Source organism: Massilia sp. Dwa41.01b (assembly GCF_014171775.1).
Classification (GTDB): Bacteria; Pseudomonadota; Gammaproteobacteria; order Burkholderiales; family Burkholderiaceae_D; genus Telluria.
The window spans coordinates 145,480-161,139 of sequence record NZ_CP050454.1 but is presented as its reverse complement, the minus strand read 5'-3'; the positions used below and the strand labels follow the sequence as shown (position 1 = coordinate 161,139).

Below are 15,660 nucleotides of genomic sequence, written 5' to 3'. Positions count from 1 at the left end.
GTTCACCGAGAGGACGACGACATGCTGCATCTTCCAGGCTTGACCTTTGACCATGGCGAAGACATCGCCGCGCTGCGCGAAGCAGTCCAACAGTTTGCAGCAAGCGAAATCGCGCCACGCGCTGCCGAAATCGACCGCAGCGACCAGTTCCCGATGGACCTGTGGAAGAAAATGGGCGAACTCGGCCTGCTCGGCATCACCGTCAGCGAGGAATACGGCGGCGCCAACATGGGCTACCTGGCCCACATCGTCGCGATGGAAGAAATCTCGCGCGCCTCGGCGTCGGTCGGCCTGTCCTACGGCGCCCACTCGAACCTGTGCGTCAACCAGATCAAGCGCAACGGCAGCGAAGAGCAAAAGCGCAAATACCTGCCAAAACTGATCTCGGGCGAGCACGTCGGTGCCCTGGCCATGTCCGAGCCAAACGCCGGTTCCGACGTCGTCAGCATGAAACTGCGCGCCGACCTGAAGGGCGACCATTACGTCCTGAACGGCACCAAGATGTGGATCACCAACGGTCCGGACGCCGACACCCTGGTCGTCTATGCCAAAACCGACCTGGAAGCCGGCCCGCGCGGCATGACCGCCTTCCTGATCGAAAAAGGTTTCAAAGGTTTCTCGATCGCGCAAAAGCTCGACAAACTCGGCATGCGCGGCTCGCACACGGGCGAACTGGTGTTCCAGGATTGCGAAGTGCCGGTCGAAAACGTGCTGGGCGGCGTCGGCAAGGGCGTCAACGTGCTGATGTCGGGCCTCGATTTCGAGCGCACCGTGCTGTCCGGTGGCCCACTCGGCATCATGTCGGCCTGCATGGATGTGGTCGTTCCCTATATTCACGAACGTAAACAGTTCGGCCAGGCGATCGGCGAATTCCAGCTCATGCAAGGCAAGATCGCCGACATGTATTCGACCATGATGGCTTGCCGCGCCTATGTGTACGCCGTCGGCCAGGCCTGCGACCGCGCCGACAACGCCGCTGCCGTGCGTGCCCTGCGCAAGGATGCCGCCGGCGCGATTTTGTACAGCGCCGAAAAGGCCACCTGGATGGCGGGCGAAGCCATCCAGACCCTGGGCGGCAATGGTTATATCAACGAGTATCCGGTCGGTCGTCTCTGGCGCGATGCGAAGCTCTACGAAATCGGCGCGGGCACCAGCGAAATCCGCCGCATGCTGATCGGCCGCGAGCTGTTTGGCGAGACGGCGTAAGCTGAACGGTCGCGCATCGTAGGGTAGGCGGGTCCTCCCGCCTACGCGTTCAAACAGCGGATGCACACCACGTCGCCGTTTAGCACCTTGTCGTTGAACGCGTAGGCGGCAGAGCCTCCTACCCTACGATGCAATAAAATAGCCGCTCCACCAGACACCGCGCGAGACGAACGATGACACAAGTTGCGTTCCCCAAGCTGCTATCGTCCCAGATAGCCTTCGACGTCGCGCGCACCATTCTCGATGGCTTCGACAAGCATTACCGCCTGTTCCGCGCGGCCAGCCAGGCGGCGCGGCGTCATTTCGAGCGCGGCGACTGGCCAACCGCCCAGGCTGCCGCCCGTGCCCGCATCGATTACTACGACGAGCGCGTCAAGGAAGCCGTGCAAGCCCTCGAAGCCGAATACGTGCCGGAAGAATTGCACGAAGGCGTCTGGCGCGAGATCAAGCTGCACTATATTGGCCTGCTGTCCGGCCACAAGCAGCCGGAACTGGCGGAAACCTTCTTCAATTCGGTCAGCTGCAAGATTCTGCACCGCAGCTATTACCATAACGATTACATCTTCGTGCGCCCGGTGATCTCCACCGAGTACATCGAAACCGACGAATTGCTGCCGACCTACCGCGTGTATTACCCGGCGGCGGACGGCCTGCATTTCGCCCTGCGCCGCATCGTCACGAATTTCCAGCTCGATCGCCCGTTTGCCGCACTCGAGCGCGATATCGGTTTAGTCGCCGCGCGCATGGTCGAGAAATTCGGCCTGGATCGGGCCGAGCCGAACCTGCAGTTCCAGGTGCTATCGAGCCTCTTCTTCCGCAACAAGGGCGCCTATGTCGTCGGTCGTGCCGTGAATGGCGCACGCGAATATCCTTTCGTGATCCCGATCCTGCACAAGCGCCGCGGCGAACTCGTGCTCGATACCGTGCTCACCGAGGTGGAACAGATCGCCGTGCTGTTTTCGTTCACGCGCGCCTATTTTTTGGTCGACATGGAAGTGCCCTCGGCCTATGTGCAATTCCTGCGCAACCTGCTGCCGCGTAAACCGCGCAGCGAAATCTATACCGTGCTGGGCCTGCAAAAGCAGGGCAAGACGCTGTTCTACCGCGATTACCTGCAGCATTTGAAGCACAGTTCCGACCGTTTCCAGAGCGCGCCCGGCATTCGCGGCCTGGTGATGCTGGTCTTCGAATTGCCCTCTTTCCCCTATGTCTTCAAGGTGATCAAGGATTTCTATCCGGCGCCGAAAGAGACGACCCGCGCCCAGGTCAAGGAAAAATACCTGCTCGTGAAACACCACGACCGCGTCGGACGTATGGCCGATACGCTGGAATATTCCGATGTCGCCTTTCCGCTGGCGCGCTTCAGCGAGGAATTGCTGGCCGAACTGCAGCACCATTGCCCTTCGCTGGTCGAGATCGAGGGCGAACGCATCATCATCAAGCACCTGTACATCGAGCGGCGCATGGTGCCGCTGAATATTTTTCTCACGAATGCGGAAAAAGCGGGCGACGAGGCCATGCTCGAGCATGGCATCCGCGAATACGGCAACGCCATCCGCGACCTGGTCGCCGCGAATATTTTTCCCGGCGATATGCTGTATAAAAATTTCGGCGTGACGCGCCAGAACCGCGTCGTGTTCTACGACTACGACGAAATCGAATACCTCACCGATTGCGTCTTCCGCGACATTCCCGAAGCGCGCAACGAGGAAGACGAAATGGCGTCCGAACCCTGGTACCCGATCGGCAAGCACGACGTCTTTCCGGAACAATTCGGACGTTTTCTACTTGGAAATCCGAAGATCCGGCACTACTTTATGAAGCACCATGCGGAACTCCTGACGCGCGCCTATTGGCAAGCGCACAAGGACCGCATCCTGGGGGGCGAAGTGCAGGACATCTTCCCCTACCCGCAGCAGATCCGTTTTCATCACGCCACGCATACCGCGCATACCACCCCGGCGCCCGCCTTCGAAGCGGCGCCATCCTCTTTGGAGACCTTGCAATGAATGATCCAGTCGTTATCGTTGGCGCCGCCCGTACCCCGATGGGCGCCTTCCAGGGCGATTTTTCCTCGAAGTCCGCGAGCGACCTCGGCGCGGTAGCGATCAAGGCCGCGGTCGAACGCGCCGGCGTCGATGCCCAGTCGGTCGAACACGTCTACTTCGGTAACTGCCTGATGGCGGGACAAGGCCAGGCCCCGGCGCGCCAGGCCCTGATCAAGGCCGGCCTGCCGCTGTCGACCGGCGCCGTCACCCTGTCGAAAATGTGCGGCTCTGCCATGCAGGCCGCGATCTTCGCGCATGACCAGCTGGTGGCCGGCAGCGCCGACATCGTCGTCGCCGGCGGCATGGAGTCGATGACCAACGCTCCTTACCTGATCCCGAAAGCCCGCGGCGGCTACCGCATCGGCCACGCGCCGATGTTCGACCACATGATGTACGACGGCCTGGAAGATGCCTATTCGCGCAACGAAAAGACCGGCGAAGGCCGTTCGATGGGTACCTTCGCAGAAGAATGCGTGGCGACGTACCAGTTCTCGCGCGAAGACCAGGACAACTTCGCCATCACCTCGGTGAAACGCGCCCAGGCCGCCAACAGCGACGGCTCCTTCGACTGGGAAATCGCGCCGGTCAGCGTGGCCACCCGTACCGGCGAACTGCTGGTCGAAAAGGATGAAGGTCCGATGAAGGCGAAGATCGACAAGATCCCGTCCCTGAAGCCCGCATTCAAGAAGGAAGGCACCGTCACGGCCGCCTCGTCCTCGTCGATCAATGACGGCGCCGCGGCCCTGGTCATGATGCGCGAATCGAAGGCCAAGGAACTGGGCCTGACTCCGATCGCCCGCGTCATCGGCCACGCCACCCACGCCCAGGAACCGAACCTGTTCACGACCGCCCCGATCGGCGCGATGCACAAGCTGTTCAAGAAGACCGGCTGGATGCCGGGCGATGTCGACCTGTTCGAGATCAACGAGGCCTTTGCCGCCGTGCCGATGGCGGCCATGCGCGACCTCGAGATCCCGCACGAGAAGGTGAACATCCACGGCGGCGCCTGCGCCCTCGGCCACCCGATCGGCGCTTCCGGCGCGCGCATCATCGTCACCCTGCTCGGCGCGCTGAAGAAGACCGGCGGCAAGCGCGGCGTGGCATCGCTGTGCATCGGCGGCGGTGAAGCGACGGCGATGGCGATCGAGATGGTGTAAGTTGTAGCGGTCTCCGGGGTGTCTTCGACTCGGAGACCTTGTACCGCGTGGGGCCATTGAAGCCAGTGGCTTCGATGGCGCGCCCACCTGGCGTAATTTGTACCGCGTGGGGCCATTGAAGCCAGTGGCTTCGATGGCGCGCCCACCTGGCGTAATTTGTACCGCGTGGGGCCATTGAAGCCAGTGGCTTCGATGGCGCGCCCACCTGGCGTAATTTGTACCGCGTGGGGCCATTGAAGCCAGTGGCTTCGATGGCGCGCCCACCTGGCGTAATTTGTACCGCATGGGCATGAATGCCCACCCTACGATGCGCAACCGTCGCGTGAAAAGAATCGAGACCGCGGCGTAACGTAGGGTGGGCATTCATGCCCACGCGGTCGTACCGTCGCAAACTGCAAAGCAAACCGGAGCAAACGATCTTGCCAACTGCCCTCATCATCGGCGCCTCGCGAGGCATCGGCCACGAGCTGGCGCGCCAATACCGGCTTGATGGCTGGCGCGTGATCGCCACCGCACGCAAGGCGCAGGACCTGGACGAACTGGCCGCGCTCGGCGCCGAGCCACATCAACTCGACGTCACCGATGCCGATGCCATCGCTGGCCTCGGCTGGAAGCTCGACGACGAAAAGATCGACACCGCCTGGCTGGTCGCCGGCCTGTACGGCCCGCGCCACGACGGCTTCCCCACCCAGGATGAATTCGACGCCGTGATGCACACGAACGTGCTGGCGGCGATGCGCCTGCTGCCGGTCGTCGCGCCGCTGGTGGCCGCCACCCGCGGCAAGCTCGGCGTGCTGTCCTCCGTCATGGCCTCGATCGGCGCGCGCACGAGCGGCAACGGTTCGCTCTACCGCGCCAGCAAGGCGGCCCTGAACTCGGTGCTGCGCGACACCGCGCTCACCTATGGCCCGCAAGGCGCCACCTGCATCGCCTTCCACCCCGGCTGGGTCCAGACCGACATGGGCGGCGCGAGCGCCCCGGTGCCGGTCGAGCAGAGCGTGCGCGACCTGCGCTCCCTGCTGGCAAACGCCGGCCCGCAAGCGAACGGCACTTTCCTGAACCACGACGGCAGCCCGATTCCCTGGTAAGCCGCGAACGACAAGCTGAATAACACCTCAACGAGACACCATGATCCTGACCGAAGAACACCAGATGATCCGCGACGCCCTGCGCAGCTATGCCCAGGAGCGCCTGGCGCCCAACGCCGCCCGTTGGGACAAGGAACACTATTTTCCGAAGGCCGAACTGAAGGAGCTGGCAGGACTGGGCGCCTTTGGCGTGGCGGTGCCGGAACAATATGGCGGGGCCGGTCTCGACTACGTGTCGCTGGCGCTGGTGCTGGAAGAGATCGCGGCCGGCGACGGCGGCACCTCGACCATCATCTCGGTCAACAACTGCCCGGTCTGCTCGATCGCGATGATGTACGCGAACGAAGAACAGAAGCAGCGCTGGTTGCGTCCCCTCGCGCAAGGCGAACTGCTCGGCGCCTTTGCCCTGACCGAACCGCATACCGGCAGCGACGCCGCCGCCCTGCGCACCACGGCGGTCCGCGATGGCGACCACTACATCATCAACGGCACCAAGCAGTTCATCACCAGCGGCAAATACGGCGATGTGGCCATCGTCATGGCCGTCACCGACAGGGCGGCGGGTAAAAAAGGCATCAGCGCCTTCTGGGTGCCGACCGATACCCCGGGCTACATCGTCGCCGGCCTGGAACAGAAGATGGGCCAGCACTCTTCCGACACGGCGCAGATCGTCTTCGAGAATTGCCGCGTGCCTGTCGAAAACCTGATCGGCGAAGAAGGCATGGGCTACAAGATCGCCCTGTCCGGCCTGGAGGGCGGACGCATCGGCATCGCCTCGCAGTCGGTCGGCATGGCGCGTGCAGCCTTCGAGGCGGCGCTTGGCTATGCAAAGGAGCGGGAAAGCTTCGGCAAGGCGATCTTCGAGCACCAGTCGGTGCAGTTCCGCCTGTCGGAGATGGCGATGCAGATCGAAGCGGCGCGCCAGCTGATCCTGCATGCGGCCTCGATGAAGGATGCGGGACTGCCCTGCCTGAAGGAAGCGGCAATGGCCAAGCTGTTCGCCTCCGAGATGGCCGAGCGCGTGGTGTCGAACGCGATGCAGGTCTTCGGCGGCTATGGCTACGTGGCCGATTTCCCGATCGAGCGCATCTACCGCGACGTGCGCGTGTGCCAGATCTATGAAGGCACCAGCGACATCCAGAAGATCCTGATCGCGCGCGCGCTGTGAACGAACGGCGCAAGCGCAATCTGGTCCTCCTCGGCTTCGCCTTTGCCGGCACCGTCAGCGGCGGCCTGCTGCTGGCGAGCCTGCTGTTCCTGCTGCGCTGACATGGGCGACCAGTTCATGCCCGCCATCCGCGAGGTCAGGGAAGCCGACCTCCCGGCGCTGTTCCTCTACCTGGACGACCACCTGCAGGACAACGGCCGCGACAGCACGCCCCTGTTCCAGCCGATGGCGCGCGCCGACTCGCGCTTTCCGCTCGATAAACGGGGCGCCTTTGCCATCGACCTGGGCGCCGCGGTCGGCGCGCCCGGCTGGCGCCGCGCCTGGATGGCGCTGGCGCCGGACGGCACCATTGCCGGCCACGTCGACCTGCGCGCCCGCCCCGAGCGCGCCGCCAGCCACCGCTGCCTGCTCGGCATGGGCGTGCACCGCGACTGGCGCCGCCGGGGTCTTGGCGAGCACCTGATGGCCGCTGCGCTCGACTGGGCGCGCGCGCAGGAGACCATCGACTGGGTCGACCTGGAAGTGCTGTCGCAGAACGCCCCGGCGCGCCGGCTGTATGAGCGCTGCGGTTTCGTCTTCGCCGGAGAGCTGCCGGACCTGTATCGCATCGATGGCGAGCAGCACGGGTATGTGTACATGACGCGCAAGCTCTGAGCCACCGCGACTGGCTCGGAAAATAGTTTCTGATTATCAAGATGACATGGTAGATTCTTGGTAGTTGAAACTATTCCCGGTGTCCGCATGCCTAGACTTCTCCTCCTTCTCACCACTTCACTGCTGGCCCAGGGCGTACTCGCCGCCGAACCGCCGGCTCCCCTTGGCAAGGCCGATTGCCGCATCGGCGCGCTCGATACCGTTCCCGCCGGCGCCGAGCTGCGCTGGAACGGTGCCTGCACCAACGGCCACGCCCAGGGCAAGGGCGTGCTCAAGTGGCGCGATGCTGCCGGCAAGCCGGTCACGCTTGCGGCCACGCTCGAGCGTGGCGAAGTCAGCGGCGAGGCCGAGCTCAAGACCAGAGAATACGACTACGCCGGCACGGTCCGTAGGGGCGTGCCGCATGGCGAAGGTTTCTTCAAGTATGCCGGCGGCGAAGGCATGTACGAAGGCGGTGTAGTGAACGGCAAGCGCGAAGGCAAGGGCATCTTCATCAGTGCCGACCGTTCGCGCTACACGGGCGAATGGAAGAACGGCGTACGCGAAGGCTGGGGCGAAGAGACCTTCACGCTGGGCGGCAGCTACAGCGGCACATGGGAAGACAACCGCTTCCACGGCAAGGGCAAGATCGTGTATGCCGGCAGTGGCCGCCAGTACGAAGGCCGGTTTGCCTATGGCTATGTGGCGGGCCAGGGTCCGCGCGAATTCGACGACACCAAACGCACGCTCGCCACTCCCACGCGCTGGAGTTCGAGCAGCACGACCTATGGCGGCCAGCACGACGCCGCCTGGGACAGCTTGACCGAGGCGCAAAAGAACACGGCGCGCTACCCCTACACCACGCTCGCGGCCGGTGACGATCCGCCCTACCCGAGCAAGGGCCCGGAAGAAGTCATGAAAGCTTTCCAGAAGGCGTCAAGCAACCTGGACAGTGCCGATGGCATGCTGCGCATCCATGTCCTGGTCGGCAAGGACGGCAAGGCCAGGAGCGCGGCCGTGTACCAGATCCCCGAGGGCGGGAACGGCCACCCGAACAAGGAACTGGCGGAGGCCTACGCGAGCCTGCTCATGCTCGACAAGTACAAACCCGCGCGCTGTCAGGGCGAACCCTGCGAGATGGCCTACGAAATGGCGATCCATTTCGGCACGCTGCCGCGCGTGCCCTTCAACTTCCACAAGGACTGATATGGCCATGATGAAGACGGCTATCCTGCCCCTGCTGCTTGGCCTTGCCGCGATGCCGGAGGCACTGGCTGCGCCGGCGCGCCTTGCCGGTCATGCCGGTACCGACGATTGCCAGATTGCCCCGCTGGAGCCGGCTCCGCGCGAGAACCGGGTTGACTGGAACGGGATGTGCAAGGACGGTTTCGCCAGCGGCACGGGCACGCTGGAATGGAAGGACGAGAAAGGCCGCCGCTATGCATTGAAAGGCAGCCTGCTGCGTGGCGAGCTGCAGGGCGAAGGCGAGCTGAAGACCGTAAGTTATACCTATACCGGCACACTGCGCCGCGGCAAGCCGCATGGGAACGGCTATATCGAATTCGTGAACGGCAACCAGTACGAAGGCGACGTGATCGACAACAAGTATGAAGGTAAAGGGATCCTGGTGCGCTACGACCGCTCCGAGTTCAAGGGCGAGTGGAAGAACGGCCAGCTCAACGGCTGGGGCGAGGCGACCTATAGCCTCGGCGGCAGCTACGCCGGCCAGTGGAAAGACGACAAGCCGCATGGACGTGGGATCATGACCTTTGCCGGAAGCAATCGCAAGTTCGATGGTCAGTTCGAAGATGGCCGTCCCGCCGGAATTCCGGCGCCGGTAATCGACTCTACTCCCTATTTCAGCACTACTAAGCCAGGGGCATACCCGGTGACGGGACCCACCCCGGTTGACGCGACCTGGGAAGCCCTAACCGAAGGACAGCGCAACAGGGTCCGTATTCAATACCCCGCGCTTGAACAGGGTGACGACCCACCTTATCCACGCAATGGGACGCGCAAGGTATTCGAAGCGGTTCACAAGCTCAATCACTCCGCGGGCAACGCGGTAGGTGACCTGTTAATTCGCATCATCGTCGGCGCGGACGGCAAGGCAAAGCAGGCGATGGTCTTGCGCAAACCGACCCTGGAAGACCAGGAAGACGGGGAAAAACTGGTCAAGTATATCGCCAGCGTGATGATGCTCGATGAGTACAAACCTGCCATGTGCCGGGGGGCGCCCTGTGAGATGGCGTATGCAACCTATTACAGTTTTACGGTGGTAGACACCATTGACGACGTTCGGCCTCCCATGTTCCGCTGACGCGCCGCAGCGTGACGCCGGTCAGCTGACGGCCGCTTCCAGCAACGTCAACGTCTGCCGCTCCGTATCGAGCGTGGCGCGGATACCCATCGGGACCGTGAACTGGTCGCGGATATGCCCGATCGAATAGCCGGTCACGGCGGGAATCGCCAGCGGCTGCAGGTGGAGGTCGAGCGTCTGTTCCAGCGTCAGCGAAATCTCTTCATGCTCCGGGCCGCAGTCGTCGCAGATGCCCACCATCAGCGCCGCCGCTTTTGACAAGCCGCCGGACAGGTCGAGCTGAGTCATCCAGCGGTCGATCCGGTAGGGCGCCTCGTTGACCTCTTCCAGGAACAGGATGCTGTCCTTGAAATCGGCCGCATAGGGCGTGCCGGCCAGCGCCGCCACCAGGCTCAGGTTGCCGCCCACGAGGGGGCCGGTCGCCACGCCGCCGTGCACGGTGTGCAGGCCGAAATGGGGTTTTTCCAGGGCGCGCCGGCTGTTTTCCAGTGCCATCGGAATCGTGTAGCTCGGCTGCGGATCGGACAGCACCGCCAGCATGTGCTCGCGCGTGTAGTCGCTCAGCGTGGACGAGGCCACCGGCCCGTGGAAGCTCACCAGGCCCGCATGCCTCAGGATGGCCAGGTGCAGCGCCGTGATGTCGGAGTAGCCCAACAGGATTTTCGGGTTAGCACGGATCAGCGCGTAATCGAGGTGCGCCAGCAGCGAGATGCAGCCGGAGCCGCCGCGGATCGGCCAGATCATCTTCACGTCGGGGTTCGCGAAAGCGGCGTGCAGGTCCGCCAGGCGCTGTTCGACGGTGCCGCCATAGTTGCCGTACACCTCGCGCAGGTGCGCGCCTTCGTGCACGCGCAGTCCCAGTTGCTCGATATTCGCGCGGGCCTTGGCGATCAGCTTGTCGGTGGCGTAGCCGCCGGGCGCGATCAGGGCGACGCCGTCTCCCTGGCGCAGGCGTGGGGGTTTGATCAGGGTTGTCATGGCGTGGTGCGTTGTGCGACGTCCAGCCCTGCGCGCGCGCGGCCAGGGCTGGCGCGCAGCTGCCCGCCAGCGCCAGCGCCGCCAGGCGGGCGCAAAACGCGCGCCTGCCCAGCGCTTCGCCGAGAAGAGGTTCACCCTGCGGAGGCGGGCTGCGGAACGTGGGCATCGATGGCGTGGTGGCGGGAATCGGAAATGAAAAAAGCTGCAGGCCAGGCGCGTGTTCGCCCTGCCTGCAGCTTATCGCCTCCTGCGATCAGAGGAAGGTGTACTTCAGCGTCAGCGAGTACGAACGGCCGCGTGGATCGGCCACGCGCGGATCCCAGCCGGCACCGACGACTTCGTCGACGTTGTGCGCCGTGAACGGCGGGTCGCGGTCGAACAGGTTCTGGATGCCGAAAGTGATCGACGTGTTCTTGAAGCCGGTGTAGGTCGTCGACAGGCCGAAGCGGGTATAGCTCGACACGTCCGGATCGAAGCCAGCCGGCGGCGTGCCCTTGCCGCCGTTCGGTACCTGGTCCTTGTAGCCGCTGGCGAAGTAGTTGCTCAGCATGGCGCTCCAGTCCCCGCGGGTGGCCGTCAGCGTCGCGCTGTGCTTCCAGCGCAGGTACAGGTCGCGCGTGTAGAACTGGCCAACGTATTCCTTGTACGGCTGGCCGGCGATCTCGGCGAACTTGAAGCTCTGGGTCCAGGTACCGTCCAGGGCGGCGCTCCACTTCACGTCGGTCCACTTGCCGTCGGCACGCAGGCCGAGGTCAAGCCCGCGCGTCTTGGCGCCACCGGCATTGATCCAGCCCGAACGCACGTACTCGATGGTGCCGATGTTGGCGCCGTTGGCCGGGTTGCGGATCACGTTTTCCGCCAGCGCGGGCTGGTTCGCGAGGATGACCTGTGGGGTGCGGTTCAGGATCTTGTCCTGGGTGTTGATCATCCAGTAGTCGAGCGAAGCCGAGAAGCCCTTGACCGGCTCGACCACCACACCCAGCGTACCCTGCTTCGAGGTCTCCGGACGCAGCGACGAATTGCCGCCGGCCTTGAAGTCGAGGCGCGCGATGGCGCAGTAGTCGGGGTTCCCCGGGTTCAGCGGGCAGCCGACCGGATCGATCGTCCCGTTCGGCAGTTCGCCGTCGAGGGAGGCCGAATACAGCTGGGTGAAGCTCGGCGCCAGGAAGCCCTTGTTGGCCGAACCGCGGAAGAGCAGCCAGCTCGCCGGCTGGAAGCGGAAGGCGACCTTCGGATTGGTGGTCGCGCCGATCACGCTGTAGTCGTCGCGGCGCACGGCCAGCTGGACTTCCAGGTTTTTGAATACCGGCAGGATCAGCTCGGCATACACGGCCTTGACGTCGCGCGTGGCTTCCTGCAGGGCGGCGTTGCCCGGCGCCTGCCAGACGACCGTGGCGTCGGCATCCTGGCCATAGCCATAGCCTTCGCGGCGCAGGTCGAAACCGACGGCAGCGGCGGCGGCGCCGGCCGGCAGGTTGAACACTTCGCCCGACACGGAACCGTCGAGCTGGGTCAGCGAGGTGCGGCCGTGCTGCAGGTCGCCACGGAACTTGGTCGACTCGATCAGCGCCATCGCCTCGGCGGTCTGGGTCTGGCCGGGAGCGAGCCAGGGATTGATCTTGCCGGTGCCCAGCGCCTGGTACATCGGCGTGGTGTAGGCATAGCCGTTCGTCAGCGTGGTTTGCGTCTTGCTGATCGCGCGCGACAGGCCGAGCTTGTAGTCCCACTTGTCGACGGTGCCCTCGAGGCCGACCAGCAGGCGTGCGCTGTCGGTGGTGTTGTCCATCTCGCGGTTGCCGAAATCGACGGCGCGCCACTTGTAGGCGATCGGCTTCGTTCTATCGAAGGTGGCGACGTATTGCGACAGGTCCTGGTAGTACGGGCCGCCGACAGGGTAGACGGCGCCGTTGGCCAGCGAGGCCGAGATCTGCATTGGCGTCAGGATCGACGTCACCTGCGAGCGCGAGGCCATGCCTTCGACGAACAGGCGATGGCCCGGCGCGATCTGGAAGGAACCGCGGGCGATCGCGTTGGCGCGCTCGGCCGGCGGCATCATGACGTAGTCGGCGCCGTAGTCATAGGCGCAGGAGAAGCGCGTGCGCGTCACCGGCGTGACGTCCGGCCAGAGCTGGCTCTGGTATTGCGACATGTAGGGAATCGTGTCGCACTTGTTCTGGAAGCTCAGCAGGTTGGCCTGCAGGTATTTGGTGGCGTCGCCCGGTACCGTGAAGTTCGCGCCCAGCGCCGTGCCCGCGCCACTGAGCTGGTTCGCGAACGGCGTGCCGGTGGTGTCCGGCGACAGGCCGCGCTGCGGCTGGAAGCCGTTGGCGAAGCCGCGCTGGTGCGAGTGCAGCATGTCGTTCTTGTCGACCGTGACCGCCGCCATGACGTTGAAGCGGTCTTTGTCCAGGTCGCCATGACCGGCCAGCAGGGTGGCACGGCGGGTAGTGCCGCCGCCGGCTTCGGTGGCGTTGACGGTGGCCGACGCTTCGATGCCCCGGTAATTGGTGCGCAGGATGAAGTTGACGACGCCGCCAACCGCATCGGTACCGTAGATCGCGGAGGCGCCATCCTTGAGGATCTCGACGCGGGCAATCGCGGAGAGCGGGATCGAATTCAGGTCGACCGCCTTGCCGCTGCCGCCGTGGGTGGCGATGCGGCGGCCGTTGAGCAGCACCAGCGTGCTGTTCGGGCCGAGGCCGCGCAGCGAAGCGAACGAGGCGCCGCCGCTGACGCGGTCGGCATCGGCGCCGAAGACGTTATTACCGGAGGTCATGTTGTCGGCACCGGTACCGTTGGCCGAAATCGTCCGCACCAGCTCTTCAGTGGTCGTGATGCCCTGCTTCTGGATCTGGTCGAAGGTGATCACCTGCACCGGCAGCGCGCCTTCCCTGGCAATGCGCTTGATGCTGCTGCCGGTCACCTCGACGCGCGCCATCGGGGTGTTCTGTTGCAGCTCCTGTGCGACTGCCGGGCTTACTGCCCCGATCAGGGCAATCAGATGTGCTAGCTTCTTTAACTTCACGCGGTCTCTCCTAAGGTGTCGCGATCTTGATCTGTGGATAATGCGGCGGTGCGTCGCTTGTTGGGTCCGCCATGTCATGACGGCATGGTTCGTTTCGAGAGTACGCGCGGGGTGTGGCGCCATCCAATGAAATAACCGGCGGGAAGTATAACTTCCGGGAATGTTAATAGAGGGAAAACTCACACTTTCTATCAAGGCTGCCGGGTCGAGCGTGCCCTTTGCGCAACATCGATGTCCAGGTAGCGCCAGTTGGTGAATTCCACTGGATGGCGCTTGTAGTTTTTTAGCCACGGGTGCCGCAGATCGGCCGACAGCACATGGGTCAGCGGTACCCAGGGGTTATAGGCGTGGATCAGCTGGTTCATTTCGCCATACAGCTTCTGGCGTGCAGGGCCGTCCCGGAGCTGGCGCGCCGCTTCATAGCGTTCGTTATAGGCGGGCAAGTTGAAGCGCGCGTAGTTGGCGCGGCCGGCATTGGGGCCGTACAGCAGCTGGTAAAAATTGTCGCCGTCTGGGAAATCCGCGATCCAGTTACTTTCGAACATCGTCACCTGGCCCAGGCGCGAGGCCTTGATGATCTCCGTCTTCTTGTCGGACTTGAACACCACGCGCAGTCCGATGGAATTCAGGCATTTTCTCCACAGTTCGTCGCGCAGGCGCCCGCCTACGGTCGCTTCGCTGTGCATGGTCAGCGTCAGCGGCTGCCCGTTCGGTGCGCGCCGAAAGCCCTCGGCGTCGCGCTTGCCATACCCGTGGCGGTCGAGCAGGGCGTTCGCCAGCGCCGGGTCGTAGGGGACGGGACTGCGGTAGTGCGGATCGTAGCCGAGCACATTCGGCGGCAGCGGCGACTCGGCCTTGATGGCAAAGCCCTTCTTCAATAGCGCGATGTCCTCGGCACTGTTGTAGGCCAGCGCGATCGCGCGGCGCAGGGCGATCCGGTCGCGACTGTAGCCGCCCAGCACCGGATCGTTCATGTTCATCCACATGTAATAGGTCTGTAGCACGGGGAAACGCGACAGCTGCATGCCGCGTGCGGCCAACTCGGGTTTGAGCTGGCCATTGCGAATGACCATGTCCGTCATCGATTCCGGCACCTGCTCCAGGTAATCGTATTCGCCGTTCAGGAAACCGAGCATGCGGCCCTGGAATTCCTCGGCGATCTTGACCTCTACCCGGTCGACCCGCGGCAGGCGCTTGCCCTCCAGGGCGGCCGCAATCGCGCGGTCTTCCGGATTCGTCCCCGGCTGCGCGTGGAACACGGCCGTCGAGGCGGGGTTGGCCAGCAGCACGATGCGGTCGCTGCGCTTCCAGTCGCCGACCATGAAGGGACCGGTGCCGACCGGATGGTTGCCGGCCTGGCCGGGATACGCTTCGATGACTTCGCGCGCGACCACGCCTGAGGCGGGCGTTGCCATATAAAACAGGAAATTGTTGTCGGGCGCCGCCAAGCGGATGCGCAGCGTGTAGCGGTCCGGCGCCTGCAGGCCGGGTACGTCGGCGTCGACATCGAAGCGGCGCTTCAATACCGCGTCGCCTTCGATCTTGCCGTCGAACATATACAACCAGGGCGATTTCAGCGCCGGGTCGTACAGGCGTTTCAGGCTATATACATAGTCTGCCGCCGTCATCTCGCGCTTGCTCGCTTTAAAAGCCGGGTCAGGTGTGAAATAGATACCGGGACGGATGCGAAAGGTGTAGGTGCGGCCGTCGGCGCTGACCTCGGGCAGGGCGGTCGCCGTATTGCCGCGCAGCCGAGCCGGGCGCGCCAGGTAGTCGTAGCGCAGCAGCGGGTCGAACAGGTTTTCCAGCAGCGACAGGGTGGCATTATCGGACGCCACCGCCGGATCGAGGCCGGTTTCGCTGGTGGACAGGAAGATGTGCAGCACTTTCGGCGTACCCGTGTCCGCGCCTGCTCCCCCAGCCGCCTGCGCGGTGCATGGCAAGGACGGCATCAGCGCGCCAAGTGCAAGCAACAAGGAAGAGCAGGCCGTGCAAAGTCTCATGTGTGGAGGTCGTGGTTGGGCCTTGCGTATCATA

11 protein-coding genes are annotated in these 15,660 nt (G+C 64.0%); 8 read left to right on the top strand and 3 right to left on the bottom strand.

The annotated features are described in order from the left end of the window. Positions 1 to 21 precede the first annotated feature (21 nt). The 8 genes from G4G28_RS00760 to G4G28_RS00725 all read left to right on the top strand — a co-directional run bounded on the left by G4G28_RS00760 (position 22) and on the right by G4G28_RS00725 (position 9,620). Complete coding sequence (locus G4G28_RS00760; RefSeq protein ID WP_182990475.1) at positions 22 to 1,206, top strand: isovaleryl-CoA dehydrogenase; 1,185 nt, start codon at positions 22 to 24, stop codon at positions 1,204 to 1,206. A 173-nt stretch (positions 1,207 to 1,379) separates the two neighbouring features. Continuing rightward, entirely contained in the window at positions 1,380 to 3,215 is a 1,836-nt protein-coding gene (gene aceK, locus G4G28_RS00755) for a bifunctional isocitrate dehydrogenase kinase/phosphatase (RefSeq protein WP_182990474.1), read from the top strand. Then, the gene (locus G4G28_RS00750; protein WP_182990473.1) at positions 3,212 to 4,411 is read left to right on the top strand and encodes an acetyl-CoA C-acyltransferase; all 1,200 of its coding nucleotides are present in this window, start codon (positions 3,212 to 3,214) and stop codon (positions 4,409 to 4,411) included. Before aceK ends, G4G28_RS00750 begins: the two co-directional genes overlap by 4 nt. A gap of 419 nt (positions 4,412 to 4,830) precedes the next feature. After that, positions 4,831 to 5,499, top strand: coding sequence for an SDR family oxidoreductase (locus tag G4G28_RS00745; protein WP_182990472.1), 669 nt, complete (start codon positions 4,831 to 4,833; stop codon positions 5,497 to 5,499). Between the two features lie 40 nt (positions 5,500 to 5,539). Beyond that, complete coding sequence (locus tag G4G28_RS00740; protein ID WP_182990471.1) at positions 5,540 to 6,667, top strand: acyl-CoA dehydrogenase family protein; 1,128 nt, start codon at positions 5,540 to 5,542, stop codon at positions 6,665 to 6,667. Between the two features lie 102 nt (positions 6,668 to 6,769). Beyond that, positions 6,770 to 7,321: a GNAT family N-acetyltransferase gene (locus G4G28_RS00735; protein WP_229507829.1), complete on the top strand. Its 552-nt coding sequence runs from the start codon at positions 6,770 to 6,772 to the stop codon at positions 7,319 to 7,321. Positions 7,322 to 7,408: 87 nt separating this feature from the next. Then, complete coding sequence (locus tag G4G28_RS00730; RefSeq protein ID WP_182990470.1) at positions 7,409 to 8,506, top strand: hypothetical protein; 1,098 nt, start codon at positions 7,409 to 7,411, stop codon at positions 8,504 to 8,506. 1 nt (position 8,507) lies between these two features. After that, positions 8,508 to 9,620 (top strand): MORN repeat-containing protein, encoded by a 1,113-nt coding sequence (locus tag G4G28_RS00725; protein ID WP_182990469.1) that lies wholly within the window; start codon positions 8,508 to 8,510, stop codon positions 9,618 to 9,620. A gap of 21 nt (positions 9,621 to 9,641) precedes the next feature. Here G4G28_RS00725 and G4G28_RS00720 read toward each other — a convergent pair whose 3' ends face one another. The 3 genes from G4G28_RS00720 to G4G28_RS00710 all read right to left on the bottom strand — a co-directional run bounded on the left by G4G28_RS00720 (position 9,642) and on the right by G4G28_RS00710 (position 15,575). Then, complete coding sequence (locus tag G4G28_RS00720; protein ID WP_183107946.1) at positions 9,642 to 10,598, bottom strand: LD-carboxypeptidase; 957 nt, start codon at positions 10,596 to 10,598, stop codon at positions 9,642 to 9,644. 253 nt (positions 10,599 to 10,851) lie between these two features. Further along, positions 10,852 to 13,623 (bottom strand): TonB-dependent receptor, encoded by a 2,772-nt coding sequence (locus G4G28_RS00715; RefSeq protein ID WP_182990467.1) that lies wholly within the window; start codon positions 13,621 to 13,623, stop codon positions 10,852 to 10,854. A gap of 191 nt (positions 13,624 to 13,814) precedes the next feature. Beyond that, on the bottom strand, positions 13,815 to 15,575 hold the full coding sequence (locus G4G28_RS00710) for an ABC transporter substrate-binding protein (RefSeq protein ID WP_229425350.1): 1,761 nt from the start codon (positions 15,573 to 15,575) through the stop codon (positions 13,815 to 13,817). Positions 15,576 to 15,660: the final 85 nt, after the last annotated feature.

Bases quoted from the DNA above. Each gene is read 5' to 3' on its own strand.
- G4G28_RS00720 (WP_183107946.1), bottom strand. From the start codon at position 10,598: ATGACAACCCTGATCAAACCCCCACGCCTGCGCCAGGGAGACGGCGTC.
- G4G28_RS00750 (WP_182990473.1), top strand. From the start codon at position 3,212: ATGAATGATCCAGTCGTTATCGTTGGCGCCGCCCGTACCCCGATGGGC.
- G4G28_RS00725 (WP_182990469.1), top strand. From the start codon at position 8,508: ATGGCCATGATGAAGACGGCTATCCTGCCCCTGCTGCTTGGCCTTGCC.
- aceK (WP_182990474.1), top strand. From the start codon at position 1,380: ATGACACAAGTTGCGTTCCCCAAGCTGCTATCGTCCCAGATAGCCTTC.
- G4G28_RS00740 (WP_182990471.1), top strand. From the start codon at position 5,540: ATGATCCTGACCGAAGAACACCAGATGATCCGCGACGCCCTGCGCAGC.
- G4G28_RS00730 (WP_182990470.1), top strand. From the start codon at position 7,409: ATGCCTAGACTTCTCCTCCTTCTCACCACTTCACTGCTGGCCCAGGGC.
- G4G28_RS00760 (WP_182990475.1), top strand. From the start codon at position 22: ATGCTGCATCTTCCAGGCTTGACCTTTGACCATGGCGAAGACATCGCC.
- G4G28_RS00735 (WP_229507829.1), top strand. From the start codon at position 6,770: ATGGGCGACCAGTTCATGCCCGCCATCCGCGAGGTCAGGGAAGCCGAC.
- G4G28_RS00710 (WP_229425350.1), bottom strand. From the start codon at position 15,575: ATGCCGTCCTTGCCATGCACCGCGCAGGCGGCTGGGGGAGCAGGCGCG.